The following is a 17,677-nucleotide window of genomic DNA, read 5'->3' as shown; positions in this document are numbered from 1 at the left end:
CCATTACATCATAACGACATCAAACTGCTCTTGTATGTACAGAGGCTCAGCCTGAATTTTCACTTGTTTACCAATAAAGACTTCAAGCTCTGCAAGCGCATGAGACTCTTCACCCTCTAATGCCTCAGCAACCGCTGCTGCCGCATAAACCACGAACTTATCAGCATCGTAGGCACGATTTACACGAGTAATTTCTCGAAGTATTTCATAACACACGGTTTCGACTGTCTTCACACTGCCACGACCTTCACAGGCAGGACAGCTAGAACACAGAATATGCTCAATACTTTCACGGGTACGTTTACGAGTCATCTCAACTAAGCCAAGTTGTGTGAAGCCATTAATGTTGGTTTTCACACGGTCTTTATCGAGCGCCGCTTCTAAAGAAGTGAGTACTCGCTTACGGTGTTCTTCAGACAACATATCAATAAAGTCGATTATGATGATACCGCCTAAATTACGCAGGCGGAGTTGGCGAGCAATCGCTTGTGTCGCTTCTACATTGGTATTGAAAATCGTCTCTTCTAGATTACGACGACCAACAAAGGCACCAGTATTGATGTCAACGGTTGTCATTGCTTCTGTTTGGTCGATAATCAGATACCCACCAGACTTCAATTCTACTTTACGATCCAGTGAACGTTGAATCTCATTCTCCGTGTCGTACATATCAAAGATCGGTTTATCACCTTCGTACAGCTCAAGCTTATCGGTAAGCTCAGGTACGTACTCCGAAGTAAACTCTTTCAGATTTTCAAATTCGAGGCGAGAGTCAACCTGAATCTTACTCAGCTCAGTACCCACAAAATCACGCAAGATACGCTGACTTAAGCACAGTTCACCATATAAGCGTGTACGAGCCTTATGCTTACCACGGCGCTCTACTACTTTGAGCCACAAACGCTTCAAGAAAGCAGCGTCTTGCTCAAGCTCATGAAAATCAGCACCTTCAGCGGCAGTACGGATGATAAAACCACCGTGCTCATCACAGTAACGAGATACGGCTTTTTTAAGACGATTACGTTCTGATTCGCTTTCGATACGCTGGGAAACACCGACATGGCTAGCGCCCGGCATAAACACCAAGTAACGAGACGGCAAGGTGATATCAGTGGTTAAACGAGCGCCTTTCGTTCCAAGAGGGTCTTTAACAACCTGAACCACAATATCCTGACCTTGACGGACAAGCTCGGAAATATCGCGTACCTGAAACTGCTTCTTTTCATTTTCAGCAACACATTCAGTGTGCGGAACAATGTCTGAGGCATGTAAAAATGCTGCTTTCTCAAGGCCTATATCCACAAATGCAGCCTGCATTCCAGGAAGAACACGACTTACACGCCCTTTATAGATATTTCCTACGATACCGCGTCGAGCATCTCGTTCGACATGGATCTCTTGAAGAGCTCCCCCTTCAATCATGGCCACACGAGTTTCACTCGGGGTCACGTTCAGCAACAATTCAGCACTCATGGTGCACCTCAGATTAGTAATTATAAGAATTCTTGCAGTAGCTGGTCCGTTTCAAATAAAGGTAAGCCGACAACGGCGTAATAACTACCTTCAATTCGGGTGACAAAACGTCCACCCAAACCTTGAATCCCATAGCTACCGGCTTTGTCGCATGGCTCCCCTGTTTGCCAGTATTGTTCTATTTCTTTTTCACTGAGGGGTTTAAACCATACGTCGGTAATAATGATTTCTGTTTTTTGTTTTTCAGCAGAAACGACAGAAACGGCCGTCATTACTTGATGACGTTCATTCGCTAACTGAGTAAGCATACGCTTAGAATCAGCAAGATCTGCAGGCTTCTCGAGCACTTGCTCTTGGCTGACCACGACCGTATCAGAACCAAGGACCACTATTTCAGAGTCAAGAGCGACAATATCTGAGTCAAGAGCCACAATATCTGAGCCAACAGCCGCAATATCAGAGCCTAGATCTCGATTGTCAGAACTAGAAACTACAGTATCAGAACCAGTGACGACATGCTGCTTTTCAGAAGAATTCTCTGTTAATAAAGATAGCGCTGCTAAGGCTTTATCTAAAGATAGACGTTGAACGTACTCTTCGGCGGTTTCTTGGGCGTGTTTACACTCTTCCACATCAGTCACAAGGACAGAAAACTCATAACCAAGTTGGGATAGCAATTCTTTACGGCGTGGTGAACCGGATGCCAAAACTAAATGTTTCTTTTCCATTGTCATATTACCTCACATGCCAATGGCGACGGACTCGTCTCATTAATAAAAACATCCACGGCCAAAGTATACAGTTAATCAATGCGCTCCATAGCGATAATGGATTAAAAACGACATCTTGAATCAAATATTCACCAAAGAAGATTAATACTTCAAACAATAGCGTTAAAGCCGCGATGATCATGGCTTGTTGCCACAACGCCATGTTGCGGATCACGAGGAAGTTGAGTGTAATAATGTACATCACGATTGCCATCATCATCCCACGAATACCTAATGTAGAACCGATCAAAAGATCCCACAATAAGCCTAGAATCAAAGCACTACCCACGTTAACACGGTGAGGAAGAGCAAGAACCCAGTAACAGTTAACCAACAATAGCCAAGACGGCCTGAATAGATCCAAACTACCAGGCCAAGGGATCGTCTGCAGAATAAGCGCGATCAAAAATGAGCAACCAATGACTACCTTGCTTCTTAAAACGCTATTGGCCATATTCGCCCTCTAACAATGCTTGTTCTATGCTGGATTGATCCGCTTGCATCTGTTTGCTTTCATCTGGCCATACAAGCAGCAAGTATCTGAGCTTATCGAACTCAACCACTGGCTCTGCTTTAATAACGGCGAACTCACGTTTCGGGTCATAATCAACGGCAGAAACGTAAGCTACTGGATAGCCTTCTGGGTATACCCCACCCAAGCCAGACGTCACGAGTAGATCTTCTTCTTGTATATCGGTACTGCTTGGAATGTGCTCTAGCTGAATCTCATCAATCATGCCATTACCCGAAGCGATCACTCGAATATCGTTACGAATAACCTGAACTGGAATCGCATTGTTTGCATCAGTGAGTAGAAGAACACGGCTATTGTGAGCAGCCACAAAAGTGACTTGGCCGACGATGCCTTTTTCATTGATTACCGGCTGCCCCTCATACACACCATCAATCTGACCTTTGTCGATCACAATTTGATGACGATAGGGTGAAGTGTCTACCGCCATAACTTCAGTAACAACTTTCTTTTCATCACGGATAAACGGAGATCCTAACAGCTTACGGAGGCGCTTGTTTTCTTCTTGGTATTGCTCAAGCAGAATCAACTCGCTCTTCAGGCGTAAGACTTCTTGTTTCATATTATGGTTGGATTCGATTAGCCCTTTATGAGTACTAAAGCGATCATAGACACCATCGAACATAGTACGAGGTAAGTTGGCTGCATATTGAATAGGTGCAACCATGCTGTTCAATAGATAGCGGAAATTTGAGAAAGCATCTAAACGACTATCAGCCAGCATAAGGCTGGCTGATAAAGTCACAGCAAAAAACAGGCGCAATTGTAGAGAGGGACCTCTACCAAAAATTGGCTTCATTCTATATTTGGTCCTAGAGCTACATTTGATCCTATAGACAAGGTCCTGGGCCCTTTACATAAAACTAGATGATAAAAGAGCCTAGCACTCGATATTATTCTTCGCTGAACAGGTCGCCGCCGTGCATGTCGATCATCTCTAGAGCTTTACCGCCACCTAGAGCAACACACGTCAGTGGCTCTTCTGCAATAACAACAGGGATACCTGTTTCTTCTGTTAGCAGACGATCAAGGTCTTTAAGCAATGCACCACCACCGCTCAGCACCATACCATTTTCTGAGATATCAGAAGCGAGCTCTGGTGGACACTGTTCTAGCGCAACCATCACTGCAGATACGATGCCAGATAGAGGCTCTTGAAGCGCTTCAAGGATTTCGTTTGAGTTCAGGCTAAAGCTACGAGGCACACCTTCAGCAAGGTTACGACCACGTACTTCGATCTCTTCCACTTCATCGCCAGGGTAAGCTGAACCGATTTCGTGTTTGATCTTCTCTGCTGTCGCTTCACCGATCAAGCTGCCGTAGTTACGACGAACATAATTGATAATAGCTTCATCAAAACGGTCACCACCGATACGTACAGAAGACGAGTAAACTACACCGTTGAGTGAGATAACCGCAACTTCAGTCGTACCACCACCGATATCAACCACCATTGAACCCGTTGGCTCAGATACACGTAGGCCAGCACCAATCGCAGCAGCCATAGGCTCATCCATTAGGTAAACCTCACGAGCACCAGCACCTAGCGCTGATTCACGGATTGCACGACGCTCAACTTGCGTTGAGCCACAAGGTACACACACCAAAACACGAGGGCTTGGTTTAAGAACACTGTTGTCATGCACTTGCTTAATGAAGTGCTGAAGCATTTTTTCGGTTACGTAAAAGTCGGCAATTACACCGTCTTTCATCGGACGGATCGCTGAAATGTTACCAGGCGTACGACCAAGCATTTGCTTAGCAGCGTGACCAACAGCAGCGACACTCTTTGCAGACCCCGTACGATCTTGGCGAATAGCGACAACGGAAGGCTCATCAAGAACGATGCCTTGGCCTTTTACATATATAAGGGTATTGGCTGTACCTAAATCAATCGATAGGTCGTTTGAAAACATGCCACGAAGTTTTTTAAACATACTCTTCGCTCATCCTGCAAGAATTAGAAGAAAAAAATTGCATTAAATGTACCAATGCCTTGCTGTCACGGCAAGGCATTGAAGTATAAACATGGACTGAAACCCGTAATTTCTTACAGATTCCTAACTTAAGGGGCAAAAATTATATTATTACTGACCTGTTAAGCCACTTTCCCCTCGGTAGATCACACGATCGTTACCGCGGTAGAGAACGAATGAGCATAACATAATGAGTGAGGCTAGTTTTTTTCAGTCCACCAAATCACGCGATCGCTGCCTCGATAAATACCAAATTGCGCAATACCTGAGACAATCCCCTCACCATCCAAGTCTTCAATAAGCCAAGGTACACCATGCTTGTTTAAGTCGATTTCAGTATCAATTAAACCTGTATCCCCAGCACCTGGCGCTGAAAATTCAATCCAAGACTCCCCCTTCTCAACCTGAGTATCCTGTAAACTTGCATTGACCTCCGGAGGGTTTGGTACCCCTGATGCCACCACGGTGTAGTCATCTGAAATAAAGTCAAAGCGATTGATAGAAGTCAAATCGGTACATGAATCATCTACATTAGTCTCAAAGCGTCCCTTTTCAAAATGCTGAATTTCAATACGTTGTCGAATTGGTGAGACTTCAGGGCCATAGGTATCATGAATCAGAAGCCGTCCCCACCGCAGTTCCATGTCTTCATCAATATCTGAGAATGAATACGAGAGACAATCAGCTAAAGAACCGCTATCAGACGTTTTGACACACACATTATCTGAATCCATCAAATCACTGGCGGCAAGGACTAAACTAAAATCAGCATTGAACGGTTCTAGTGGCGGTTCGCTTTTCTCGTAGCGCATCAACTCGGCATCACTTAAATACACGCGACCTGATGCAAACTCTGATGTCGTCCCCCCATCACCTTCAAATACGATGTTCCGGCTATTAGAATCTGTGTAGCTACGATCGAGCCACGGCGTCGAGTAACGCCACCAATCCGCATGGTAGTAGTTGTTGGTTAAAGCGCCCTCTACGGATTTAGCTTCTAGATAGAGCTCAGGTACTTGTTCGTAAGTGAAATTTTGACCGATATAACTAAACTTCAAGCCAGGATCATTATCGCTCGAGCAAAACGCATCTAAGTTTGGTGCCAAGCTTGAGTCGACGACTGAAAAATAGGCAGGGTAAAAACGTCCAATATTAGCGCTTAAAGCAGCAGGAATCGTGTGATAATTACTGCCTAAGTAAGTACTAGGAGGCGTCACCTTGATTGAAAATACGCCCACTTCAGAGATGGTAGCTGGTATCGCTTTTGTCTCTCTCGGCGCAAGCAATACACTGTCTGGGTTTGTGATGGGGTTATCAGAGCTATCATATAAAACAAGCTCTCCGAGATCCTCCCCGCTAGGAGCTACCAAGAGATGTTCGATTCCAACACTGTCACTGTAATTGGGTGTCGGAATTGCACCTCGGGTTGAGTTAGAGCCACTCATTGCCGTGACTTCAATATCAAACTGCTCTCCAGCTTTAGCAAAGGTTGAGCAATTTAAATTGGCACTAGCACAAGCTCCCGAGTGATTGGCGCTATTTTTCGCGCTAACAACAAGTCGCTGCGGGAAACTAACAAACTCTCCATCGCCTTCAACAACAAGGCCCTGATCATCTGCACCAGGCTGGCCAGTATATTTAACATTTAATTGAAGTTTACCTGCATCTGGGTAGTCTAATTGCAGTTGAGCTTCACCGTTAGCATTGAACTGTACATTAATTGGTGCCGCGGTAGATTCAGTATTACCTATTGTTGTACCTGAAATTTCAACTTTCGGCGATCCAACAATGTCACTCACAGTTGGTGACTCGTAGGTACTCCAAAAAGCGATATTCTTACTTTCATTGCTAAAGCCCGGACCGCAACTCCCTCCAGCTTTAAGCGTTGCAATGGTGGGTAAGTTAGCTATTTTATCACTAACGACAAGCTCAAAACCATTGCTGGTGAACTGCAATCCACAGTTACTAGCACTAAACCCTGAACCCGCTTTATTGCACAAAGTTTTGGCAAAAGGCTTAGTGGTTGGCGAAGAGCCAGTCACTCCTAAAATGACGTTACCTATCTGTTCTTTACGTATATCAAAGCTCGCGCTTCCACCACTAAAAGTAACGACGTTCCCACCAACCCATCCACCATCATCAAGAGTCGCTGGTGCGAGTTTAGCGGTTACAAAATCGGTATACCTCGAACTGCACGTTGCATCTAAGCAAGCTTCAATCAAAACAGTTTCCGCATTACAAGTAAGCTCTTGACCCGAATGCGTTAACCTAAAGTGATCAATTTGCTCCCCTACCGGACGAGAGTCCAAAGCACATACCTGCAGATTGTCGATTTCATGAATATTAGTCAAATTTCCCGTTGATCCGGTTATCGATAATAGGAAATCATTAGGAATTGCAGATTGACTGTATTGATTATTCAATACATCAATGGGCCCGACAATGGAACTCCAATCACCGCTGCCAATTTTACGGAAGATCTCGACATTCGACTGTTCATTTAGCCGAGAATCAATAACAATTTTATAACGGTGGTTGGCTCTATTGGAATCATTACTGCCATCAACCGAAGGGTCTAAACACTCACCATTTGAAGCATTTGTACCATCCTCACATGCTCCCGCCAGATATTGATAACCCGTTTCTCCACTACCTGAGCCCCTCAAAGCAACACTTTGTCTGCGTCTACCCGGCTTTGAACCGCTCCCCCCTTCATTCGAGTAGTTCCCATATTCATCAATGCCAATACCAAGCCAGCCCCCCGCAAAACCCGGCTCTCCGCTTTTAAAACCATACCCCAAAGGCCCACCAAATGCTCCCGGAGCAGGGGTTACAGTGGCATCGGAGAGAACAATGGCAATACCGTCAGCACCGTCACCACCATACGCGTAGTGATCAAATTCAATCTCCACTAAATTATCTTTTGCAGGAAACAACCGCTGATAGGTTGAAGCGGTCGACTGATCTTCTTGGGCTTCAGTAAATCTAAGACGATTATTTATGACTTGAGGAGTAAACGGTCCCTTACTTGTCGAGGTTACCCATAAATCAGAGAGGTCACCATTATCAAACCTATCCGTAAAACACTGAAGTATCGGGGAGTCTGAGCATGGGTGTCGCTGAGCCATCAACTTTTCTATCTCAGATTGAGTTAACCTCTTATCAAAAATCTGAACTTCATCGATAGCACCATCAAAAGCCCGACCTGAAAAGTTCTGGTCTTGGCCTATTTGCAACGGTTTCGTATTATTTACTAGCTCTCTATTCGCATTTATTAAAATCTCTCCACTTTCTGATCCATTAATAAATATACTAGCCGAAGATTTATTATCGTTACGTTCTGAGTCATACCTAATAGTAATAAATGACCATTTATCTTTTGGGATACTGGCTTCACTTGTCAATGTTCTTGTTTTTATATCTCCATTACTCTTTTTGTCTTGCCACCACCAAAATATTTGCCCTGAAGAATTTAAGTGAAATTCGTAATTGTTATCTTTTGATAAAATTGAATGCAGGCCAGATATTGGATAACGAGTAGGTTTAACCCATGCTGAAATAGTAAAAGAGTCATTCATATCTAAAAGATCATTATCTGCAATTTCAACGTGTTGATTTTTTTGACGACCAAATATACCGTAACCACAAGTTCCAAGGGAATCGACGCTCGGTAATGCGGAATAATTTGAAGCTAGGCCTGTCGTTGCATCATTTATTGCAACACCGTGTAAATCATTACCCGAACTATCCGTTACTTCATGACTTACACCATCCCAACTCGATTCATCAAAGTGATATAGCGCAATAGGCTCAGGAAAACTTCCACTATCACAAGCATGTTCAGGTACGGTTACATATAAACATATGCCATCAACAGACGCATCATCATTTACGTAAATGACACCGTTGTGATTATTACCATATGAGGTGACATCTCCGGTAATACGCGCAGTTCCTCTTAAGATAATCCCGCCCCATGTATTAACCAAGTTACCGTTAATTTCAGTATTGATGACTTCTATCCCGTTCTGCGCATTTAAATTACCAAAACCTCCGCGGGAATCTTTGATCACAATTGTTTGGTACTGCGTCGTGACACTGCCTTCAACATCAGAATTTTCTATCAAAACTCCGCTCAGAGCGTAAACATCACCAACTCCACCTGAAACGTTTGTTAATGAGACAATATTATTTCTAGTGGTTATATCCCCTTCGATCGTCGAATTTTCAGCCCACACTCCACTTTGTGAATCTATATCTCCGACACCTCCTGATACGTTTTTCAATGAGACAATATTATTTCTAGTGGTTATATCCCCAGTAACATGGGCTCCATCCATCCAGATACCACTGTGTGAGAAAATATCCCCGATATTTCCCGTCGAATAATTAACTTTAACATAACCATAATCTGTCGTTAGCGTTCCAGAGACATCACTGTTATCAATATCGATGTAGTTTTGAGATCGAATATTCCCGGTAAAGATTACATGGTTTAATTCTGTATTAGAGTAGGAATAGATGTCACCTTCAAGACCAAGTTTTTTATTTGATTGTCCTTGTATATTGTTACTGCCGCGAAGTACAACCCCCCCGGTTGCGACCAAGGTTGATGTGGACGATGAATAAATATTATCTCTCACAGAGAGTTCAACAACACCTGAACATTTGTATACTTTATTAGCCGGAAGCGTATATAGCCCAGAACATGGGGGTAGATTCCACACTGCAGAGCCAACATAATAATCTTTGCTGTAAGCGAAAGAAGCACTTATAAGCAAACTAAAAAACAACCCTAGCCTAATCATCACGAAGTCCTACCTGAATAACTCTTTGTAATGTCCATTGCCCAACGGTACATTGCCCTGTCGAAACTAATTGACGAACTACCTCGCCATTATCCATTACTCCGATTCCATTACACTCGATTGTTACAGAACATTGATCCAAACCATCACCATTATAGTTGATTGTTTGAGGGGCTCCTAAATGGCAACTTCCTGTGTTATCTGTTTGATAAAATCGACTAACTTCAACTTGGGCACCAGACCGCGCAGCCATTTCAGCCCTTGCTCCTATGACTGAAGCAAGGAGTTGATCACTTCCTCGCTCTTGATTACGATTGGCAACAAGCGCAGCCAAACCTATCACTACGACCAGCATAAAAATGACCAGCATCAGCCCGCTACCTTGCTGCCTATGGTGTGTTGTAGACAAGTGCATCATCATCAAACCTCATCACTTCACCATTTCCAGTGAAGGTTAACTCAATTTTCACTAAGCCATTTCTTTGCAACTGCGCCTCTTGCGCTAAAAAATTGCCATCTAATAAACTATCAACCAACACCACCCCTGAACCCAATGACGTATCTCCCGGCTCTAAGGTTCGGTCCATACCATAACCATCGTATCGCCGTAACTCATCTCCTACTATGCAAAACGCAACCGGTTGAGAATAAACATAAAAACGATTGGCTGGAGAGTTGTTGGCAAACTTGGTGGCTGAAGCAAGCTCAATATCGATCATTGTGGAAGATATATCAGGAGAGAACTCAATATCACGCTCGAGCACGGCCACTTGGCTGTTAGTTGGGATGATGCTAGTTCTAAGCTGGGCATTAGAGGTGGGATAAACCGTGATACGATCGCCCTTCTTACCGGCACCCGTAAAAGGCAGAGCTCTCAAAGTATTACTTGGAGAGAAAGTGGTTAAATTAGTATAAATACCGCTATTTACTATTGGAAAGAACTCAACACAACGTCCACTTGAGTTGGTGACCACGCTGTTGGGAACGGCTTCACGAATCTCACGCCGCAACCTCTCTGTAGCAAAGCGACCTTGTTGAATTAATGAGCTTCGCGCTTCAACATCAGAATAAAGAGTGAGAGACAGACGGATCACTTCCCCAACAAATAACCCAACGATACCCAGTAGCGTAATAGATATCACCATTTCTATGAGGGTAAAGCCTCGAGCCTTAGTCAAAAGTTACTCCTAATGGCTGCAATTGGATACTCTTGACCTTGACGACCGATAATGATGACATTGATACGTTTATAGTGAGTCGCGATTGAAGAAGCTTGTCCTAGCATGGTTCCTGAATCATCTTTTTCGTAAAACACTTCAATGTTGACTTTGTAATCGGTGTAGCTTGTATGTATTCCTTGCAACACGTCATCAAGCACATCCGTCACATCCCCCGTCAAGCCATTAAAATCATCCACATCATTAAAAGCGGCTTTATCGATGAAACTTTCACCATCATCAGGGCCTAAATCTTTGGGTAAAGTGCACGATTCTGCATCATCAACCAATTTGGGGATACAGTTAGGTAAACCACCGTAAGGGCCTGATTTATGGTCAAAATTACGACCTAGTATTTCGTCCATAACGGCGCGTCCTAGCTCTGTTGCTTTAACCGCAGCAGCCTGATCGGCACTTTGCTTGCCCAGAGGAAACAAGGAGGCCGTCACCCCCGTGATAGCGATGGCCAGAATAGTCATCACGATAACCATTTCAATAAGCGTAAAGCCCCTGAGTTTAGCAATCATCAAGGCCCCCCTGGGTATTAATACAAATCGACAGCGACATACCAGACTGAGGTTGAACGGTTAATCGACATTGACCACTACTCGTCGCACATTGCATTGGGCGGCCTAGGCTATCAAAATCGATAAACGGAGAACCATCCGCTGACGTCAACAAGACCGTGGCATCATAACCTGAAATATCGACAAAACTGCTGTCCGATTTATCAATAGCAGCTCGGCATGCCATGTTAGTATCTTCAGGCATTTGACCCACTTGATTTTGCACGACACCCCATCGATTACACAGCCCGCTGCGATGCATCGCTCGCAGCTGAGTCAAGCGAAGAGAAGAGATGAGTTCACTCTTGATCATATGACGATCAAAAGAACGGGCACCAAAGTAACGGCTAGCAGCGTATGTGGACAGAATTGCCAGTAAAAGAATGACAGTGATCAGCTCTACCAGAGTAAAACCTTTGGATGTGGGGCTGTTATCCATCATGGGCCTCTAACTGCCTAGCGAATACTGATTATACAAGATAACGAAACTTACGAACTTATGTATATGAATAGTTGTGATATTTATGTGCTTTGGGCAGAAAAAAGGCCAGCAGGAGCTGGCCTCTAAGTCTATAAACTCTACCTACAACTAACCACAGATTTTATCATTACCAGTATCAAACACACCTACAGAAGACTCTGCCGATGAAGTTGCTTCTGTATATTTAACACATTTATTTGTGTAATTTTTAATACCAAATGTCACTGCTGTTGGGGTTGCACCGGACACCGTACCGATAAATTGAAAATCATCATCAGCACCAATGCCCTGTACAATCTTAGCAATATTGTCACCATCAGCTTTAGGGTAACCATATTCTGTTAGGATAGAATCTGTACCAACAGCTACACTTTGACCAGATAAAGCCTCTTTACCTTCAATAGCTGACTTACCATACACAATACTTGATGCACCTTGAATTGCACCGGTTAAACCTTGAAGTGTCGCATCTTTCGCATCATCTTGTATGTTTAGGAAGCGTGGTGCCGCTGTGACAGCAAGGATACCCAGGATAACAATTACCACCACGAGTTCGATTAGGGTGAAACCGCCTTGTCTTTTCATAGTTAAGCTCTCTCTATGTTTGATTTTACGCAGACTTACTGCAAAGTTACGGTCACACGACCAGTTTTAATTTCGTAAACAAATTTGTGTTTGGTACTGCCTTCTAACTGAACGTAGGTACAGGTTGCATCACCAGAATTTACTTGCGCTGAATATTTGTTGTTTGAGTTGTTCGCGACATCTGAAACCGCACCGACTTTAGGGGGGTTTTGCAGTAAGTTTTCCATCAACTCAGAACATGTTTTATCTGAAATAGTTTGTGGCGCGGCACCAGAATTATTGTTCAGAGTCCATGGATAGCCGTCTCGGAAGCCAGTATCAAGATTGCTACTGCTCTTCGAACGTGTTAACCAAAAATCAATACCATCGTAATTAACGGTGTTGTACCTTTCTGCACCGATCGTCTCTGAGGGTCTCGCTTGTGCTTCCCACTGTGCTCTCGCCGACAAAACGGCGGTTGCAAAACCACCGGCCACACCTTCAATACTGGATTTTTTGGCTTCATCCGTGACATCGAGAAAACGAGGTAACGCAGCGACCGCCAATAAACCCACCACAACGATGACTATGACTAACTCGACAAGGGAGAAACCCTTTTGATTTTTAAGCATTTCTACCTACTCACCTTATTATCATTATGCATTATACATTTATGCAATCTTAACACCACACAAAATACGTCAAATTTTCTACAAGGCCAAAATATTGGCTCTCACACCAAATCTTTCATTCTTGAGTAGGATATCTATCTGATAGTTATCACTATAATGATAAGTACAATGAAACTGTATACTATCACTCTGGTCTTCAACTCTTGGGGAACTTAACCCCAAAATACTTTGGGGTGGGTATAGTTGGTTCAGCCAGTAATAACAGTCTACCTCCGCTCCTTGAACTGGCATTATCCAGCCTGTTCTGCTGTAGTGCCTTGGAGGCTCAGAGCCAATTTCTTGTTCATCACCTTTGAGCAAATAGTGTTGTTTAAACAAATTTGCTTGTTCTAAAATTCGCTTACTCGCGACGATCAATGCCGTGTTAGTCGCTTCTTCTTCTACCGTTTTAAAGGCAGAGAGCACTCCTACAATAAGAAAAAGAATCACCACACTCCAAATAACAAAACGTGAGCGTTGTAGGTTATTTAGCATTCCCTAGCCTTTGATTGCATCCAACATTCCCCACATCGGTAAGAAAATACCAAGAGCTAGAACTAATACCATGCCTGCCACTATGGTGAGCAAAATCGGTTCAATTCTGGCGGTTAAGGTTTTCAGATCATAATCGACTTCTCGGTCATAATAGTCTGCCACTTCTAATAGCAGCTCATCGATGCGCCCTGTCTCTTCGCCCACAGAAATCATCTGTATCACCAGTGGGGTAAAAATTTCGCTATTGATCGCAGTTGAAGAAACCGTACTACCCGCTTCAATGGCCGACTTCATGGCTTGAACTCGCAACTCTAGAAAACGGTTGTCCAAGGCTTCCGCCGATAGCGCTAGCGACTGGTTCAGTGGAACGCCAGCTTTCAGCATCAAGGCAAAAGTACGAGAAAATCGCGAAAGTAACGCTCGATTCACTACCCCACCAATCACGGGTATTTTTAAGCGAATCCTGTCCCATTCCTCTAGGCCTTTGTCCGTCTTAACCCAAGCTTTAAACGCAAAGATAAGACCGAAGATAACCGCGAGCATTAAGCCCCAGTAATTAACAAAGAACTCAGACATGCCGATTAAGATACGAGTTGGGAGTGGCAGGTCAACCCCAAAGCGCGCAAACATACTAGAGAACTGTGGAATCACCTTGATATTGAGAATGAACATCGCGACCAAAATAAAGCTGATCACGAAGGTTGGATAACGCATCGCAGTCTTAATTCGCTTACGAGTCTCGACTTCTTGCTCATAGTATCCCGCCAATTGCAGCAAAGCCTGATCGAGACGACCCGTGTTTTCACCAACCCCTATCATAGAGACAAACAGCGGACTGAACACCTTGGGATGCATCTGCATCGACGCCGATAATCCACGACCATTGGTTAGCTCAGCAACCACTTCTTCTAAGGCCGCTTTCAACTGCTTATTTTCACAGTTTTGGGTCAGGCCTTTCATCGACCTTAATAGTGGTACGCCTGCCTTGGTTAGGCTGTATAACTGTCGACAAAATAGAACCAAAACTTCAAGAGGAACATTGGGGGAAAATAGGCTAGATACGTCCATATCTAACACTGAACCACCACGTTTATCCAGCTTGATTGAGGTGGGAATAACCCCCTTACTCATCAAACTTTCTGCGGCAAGATCTTCGTTATTCGCCTCTAATTGACCAGTAACCTGGCTACCATCAGAACTGCGACCGACATAACGATACGTTGGCATATCACTCTACCCCTACAGATAAATTGGGTCAGTGGCACCGGAAGCATCGCCTTCACCAAGGTGCATGATTTCATCGAGGCTCACAACGCCTTGCAAAGCTAACTCCATCGCAGAAGCCAATAACGGTTTGTAGTTTTTTGACCGCCTTGCAGTTTGAGCAAAACCAACCGCATCGTTCGCTCTGAGTGCATCCATCATGTCTTGTTCTAGCTCCAACATTTCAAAGACACCAATACGCCCGCGATAACCGGTTAGGTTACAGTTCTGGCAACCACGGCCTTTCATGAATGGCACAGCCACTTGATTAGGAAAACGTACTTGCAACCACTGCTTACGAGGTTCATCCAATTCATCCTCAACCTTGCAATCAGTACACACTTTGCGCACTAATCGCTGGGCCACTACCGCTCGAACCGCACTCGCGACCAAATAACCTGGCGCCCCCATATCCATCATACGCAGCGCACTGTCTACTGAATCATTGGTATGCAGCGTACTTAAGACTAAGTGACCCGTCAGTGCGGCTCTCAGACCAATCTCAACGGTTTCTTGGTCACGCATCTCACCAATAAGGATGATATCGGGATCCTGTCGAAGGAAAGTTCTGAGGATAGTAGAGAAGTCGAGATTGATCTTAGGGTTTACCTGAACTTGGTTCACACGAGGAAGACGGTATTCCACCGGATCTTCCGCGGTAATGATCTTTTTACCCGGCTCGTTCAATTCGCTTAACGCACCATAAAGGGTGGTTGTTTTACCTGAACCAGTTGGCCCGGTAACCAAGATCATCCCATGTGGGCGGCGTAACTGTTGACGAAGTCGAACCAACAGATCACTTGGTATACCTGACGCCTCTAATTTACGAAGGCCTGCTGATTGGTTGAGAAGACGCATAACCACAGACTCACCATGCTGCACAGGCATGGTCGACATACGAATATCAACCGACTGACCTTTGGCTCGAATGTTAAAACGACCATCTTGAGGTAAGCGCTTCTCTGAGATATCGAGGTTCGCCATTAACTTCAAGCGTAGCACTAGTGCAGAAGCAATATTGACTTCATTCAGCAGTGTTTCATGCAGCACGCCATCAATACGCTGACGAAGGCGCAATACGCTTGAGTCTGGCTCAATATGAATATCAGATGCACCGACTTGGATTGCATCTTCAAATAGCGAGTTGATCAGCTTAACGACCGTCACTTCGTCACTGTCTTCACCTGTGATATCAAAATCATAGGCGTCATTGACTTGGTGCTCGGCATGAAGCTGCTCAGCGAAAGACGCAATTTCTTTGGTTCGACGGTAGTAGCGATCAAACCCATCGACCAATTGCCTTTCAGGCGCAACAACAAACTCAAGCGCGTAATCGCCTAATTGGCCAAGCAGCGATTCTTGGGCAAACAGATCTGCTGGGTCACTCATCGCTACACGCAGAGTGTCACCTTGACGACCAATCACCAACGCACGAAGACGGCGGGCATGAACCTCAGGTAACAGTTGCACCGCTTCAATATCAACGTTCGCTCGGCTTAGATCAATAAGAGGAATAGCAAGCTGTTGCGATAGAAAGCTCAGCATTTGCTGCTCAGATAAGAAACCAAGTTCAATCAGCGTATCACCTAGCTTACGACCGGTACTTTTTTGAGCCGCAAGAGCTTGTTCAACCTGGGCTTCAGTGATGATTCCCTCTTCGACGAGCAAATCACCTAGCCTTTTTCTTAATCTAGTGGGCATCGCCACTCTCCTCTAAAGCTTTGATTATTTTTAAGCGGTCACGCACAAAATTTTGCGATTGAGATGAGATTCCAACTCTGATTAAGGCACCTTGGTATGACCCTTTTGCAGCAGAAAAATCAAGCTGACGCTCTTGTTGAATCGCAAGGCCAAGCCACCAGCGAGCATTGTCGGAATCAATCTCGACTAACTTTTGGTAACTCTCAAGCGCAATGTCTTCTTGCTGAGATTTTTGACTCAATGCCGCACGCATTGCCAAATAATCTTGAGTAGGATTGGGTGGCAGGTGGATTAACGGGCTTAAAGCCGCTTCTGCTTGGTTAGCTTTAACCAACAGTTTAGATAAACCCAACCGTAGCTTTTCGCTGTTGGTATTAAATTTGATGCCTGATTGGAACAGCTCGTAGGCTTTACGAGTATCGCCCTTACCAAAATAGAGAATCGCGAGTTTCTGACGAACATCTTCATTACGTGGCGTATAACGCAAGGCTTCGGTGTAACCTTTCAAAGCACCAGTAAGATCATTCGCATCAAGCGCTTTCTGAGCTCGCCCTTGTGCATTCACTGATAACTGCTCAGGCGTTAGCTCTACCTGCTCAATCATCATACCCTTACCAGCTGAATGTTCTGATGAAGCTGAAGACGTACCTTTACTCACTTGCCCATTCACTAATGACGGCGTTTGCTTCGATACGTTTGCCACATAAATCGGCTCTTGAGGGACGACTCTCACCGCTTTAGGGGCTGTTTGATTTTTTGACTGTTCCGCGACTCTGGATGTTTTAGATAGCGACTGAGTAGTGACTGATTGGTGAGACTTTTCAACCTTTGAGTGAGATGTCACTGGCATTAATTCAGAGTCGACAGCAACCAGTTTTTGGGTTGGTGACAGGGGCATCGCTGGCGCAACAACACTGTTCACTTGCCCGGAACTATCAACAAGCGAAACCTCTACCTGTGTGGCCGTTACTGAAATGGGATTATCAAGTTTAGGGGCTTGCGATACTGCCCACCCCCCCATTGCCAAACTTAAGGTAAACCCACCCGCAACCCATACTAATGGCGAGCGCGTTTTGACTTTAGGCACGACAGCCGCTTCTATCGATGTTGTTGATTCTTTCTTGGCCAATTCAGACAAGGCGTTATTAATGGCGCTCATA

At 44.5% G+C, this 17,677-nt stretch carries 16 protein-coding genes; all 16 read right to left on the bottom strand.

The window, feature by feature from the left end:
• Positions 1 to 3 precede the first annotated feature (3 nt).
• Positions 4 to 1,473 (bottom strand): ribonuclease G, encoded by a 1,470-nt coding sequence (gene rng / locus ACMAZD_RS02280; RefSeq protein ID WP_017105386.1) that lies wholly within the window; start codon positions 1,471 to 1,473, stop codon positions 4 to 6.
• 20 nt (positions 1,474 to 1,493) lie between these two features.
• Positions 1,494 to 2,201, bottom strand: a complete 708-nt coding sequence (locus ACMAZD_RS02275) for a Maf family protein (RefSeq protein WP_020477233.1) — start codon at positions 2,199 to 2,201, stop codon at positions 1,494 to 1,496.
• A gap of 7 nt (positions 2,202 to 2,208) precedes the next feature.
• Positions 2,209 to 2,697 carry a rod shape-determining protein MreD gene (gene mreD / locus ACMAZD_RS02270; RefSeq protein ID WP_435248409.1) on the bottom strand — a complete coding sequence of 163 codons (489 nt, stop codon included), beginning with the start codon at positions 2,695 to 2,697 and terminating at the stop codon, positions 2,209 to 2,211.
• Positions 2,687 to 3,574, bottom strand: coding sequence for a rod shape-determining protein MreC (gene mreC / locus ACMAZD_RS02265; RefSeq protein ID WP_435248408.1), 888 nt, complete (start codon positions 3,572 to 3,574; stop codon positions 2,687 to 2,689). The genes mreD and mreC overlap by 11 nt, the downstream gene beginning before the upstream one ends.
• A 94-nt stretch (positions 3,575 to 3,668) precedes the next feature.
• On the bottom strand, positions 3,669 to 4,712 hold the full coding sequence (locus ACMAZD_RS02260) for a rod shape-determining protein (RefSeq protein WP_435248407.1): 1,044 nt from the start codon (positions 4,710 to 4,712) through the stop codon (positions 3,669 to 3,671).
• A 239-nt stretch (positions 4,713 to 4,951) separates the two neighbouring features.
• A complete protein-coding gene (locus ACMAZD_RS02255; protein WP_435248406.1) occupies positions 4,952 to 9,394 on the bottom strand; it encodes a DUF6701 domain-containing protein in 4,443 nt (1,480 codons plus the stop codon).
• A 157-nt stretch (positions 9,395 to 9,551) separates the two neighbouring features.
• A complete protein-coding gene (locus tag ACMAZD_RS02250; RefSeq protein WP_435249313.1) occupies positions 9,552 to 9,977 on the bottom strand; it encodes an MSHA biogenesis protein MshP in 426 nt (141 codons plus the stop codon).
• Complete coding sequence (locus tag ACMAZD_RS02245; RefSeq protein ID WP_435248405.1) at positions 9,949 to 10,737, bottom strand: PilW family protein; 789 nt, start codon at positions 10,735 to 10,737, stop codon at positions 9,949 to 9,951. The genes ACMAZD_RS02250 and ACMAZD_RS02245 overlap by 29 nt, the downstream gene beginning before the upstream one ends.
• Positions 10,734 to 11,303 (bottom strand): type IV pilus modification PilV family protein, encoded by a 570-nt coding sequence (locus ACMAZD_RS02240; protein ID WP_435248404.1) that lies wholly within the window; start codon positions 11,301 to 11,303, stop codon positions 10,734 to 10,736. The genes ACMAZD_RS02245 and ACMAZD_RS02240 overlap by 4 nt, the downstream gene beginning before the upstream one ends.
• Complete coding sequence (locus ACMAZD_RS02235) at positions 11,293 to 11,784, bottom strand: GspH/FimT family pseudopilin (protein WP_435248403.1); 492 nt, start codon at positions 11,782 to 11,784, stop codon at positions 11,293 to 11,295. Before ACMAZD_RS02235 ends, ACMAZD_RS02240 begins: the two co-directional genes overlap by 11 nt.
• A 147-nt stretch (positions 11,785 to 11,931) precedes the next feature.
• Positions 11,932 to 12,408 carry a type II secretion system protein gene (locus tag ACMAZD_RS02230; protein ID WP_435248402.1) on the bottom strand — a complete coding sequence of 159 codons (477 nt, stop codon included), beginning with the start codon at positions 12,406 to 12,408 and terminating at the stop codon, positions 11,932 to 11,934.
• A gap of 35 nt (positions 12,409 to 12,443) precedes the next feature.
• A complete protein-coding gene (locus tag ACMAZD_RS02225) occupies positions 12,444 to 13,019 on the bottom strand; it encodes a prepilin-type N-terminal cleavage/methylation domain-containing protein (RefSeq protein ID WP_435248401.1) in 576 nt (191 codons plus the stop codon).
• A 78-nt stretch (positions 13,020 to 13,097) separates the two neighbouring features.
• On the bottom strand, positions 13,098 to 13,553 hold the full coding sequence (locus ACMAZD_RS02220; RefSeq protein WP_435248400.1) for an MSHA biogenesis protein MshF: 456 nt from the start codon (positions 13,551 to 13,553) through the stop codon (positions 13,098 to 13,100).
• Positions 13,554 to 13,556: 3 nt separating this feature from the next.
• A complete protein-coding gene (locus tag ACMAZD_RS02215) occupies positions 13,557 to 14,780 on the bottom strand; it encodes a type II secretion system F family protein (RefSeq protein ID WP_435248399.1) in 1,224 nt (407 codons plus the stop codon).
• Positions 14,781 to 14,792: 12 nt separating this feature from the next.
• Positions 14,793 to 16,517, bottom strand: a complete 1,725-nt coding sequence (locus ACMAZD_RS02210; RefSeq protein ID WP_435248398.1) for a GspE/PulE family protein — start codon at positions 16,515 to 16,517, stop codon at positions 14,793 to 14,795.
• Complete coding sequence (locus ACMAZD_RS02205) at positions 16,507 to 17,676, bottom strand: tetratricopeptide repeat protein (protein WP_435248397.1); 1,170 nt, start codon at positions 17,674 to 17,676, stop codon at positions 16,507 to 16,509. The genes ACMAZD_RS02210 and ACMAZD_RS02205 overlap by 11 nt, the downstream gene beginning before the upstream one ends.
• Position 17,677: the final 1 nt, after the last annotated feature.

The sequence above is a fragment of the Vibrio sp. nBUS_14 genome, assembly GCF_051201655.1.
Taxonomy (GTDB): Bacteria; Pseudomonadota; Gammaproteobacteria; order Enterobacterales; family Vibrionaceae; genus Vibrio.
The sequence above is the reverse complement of the archived record's forward strand: the minus strand, read 5'-3'. Positions and strand labels throughout refer to the sequence as shown.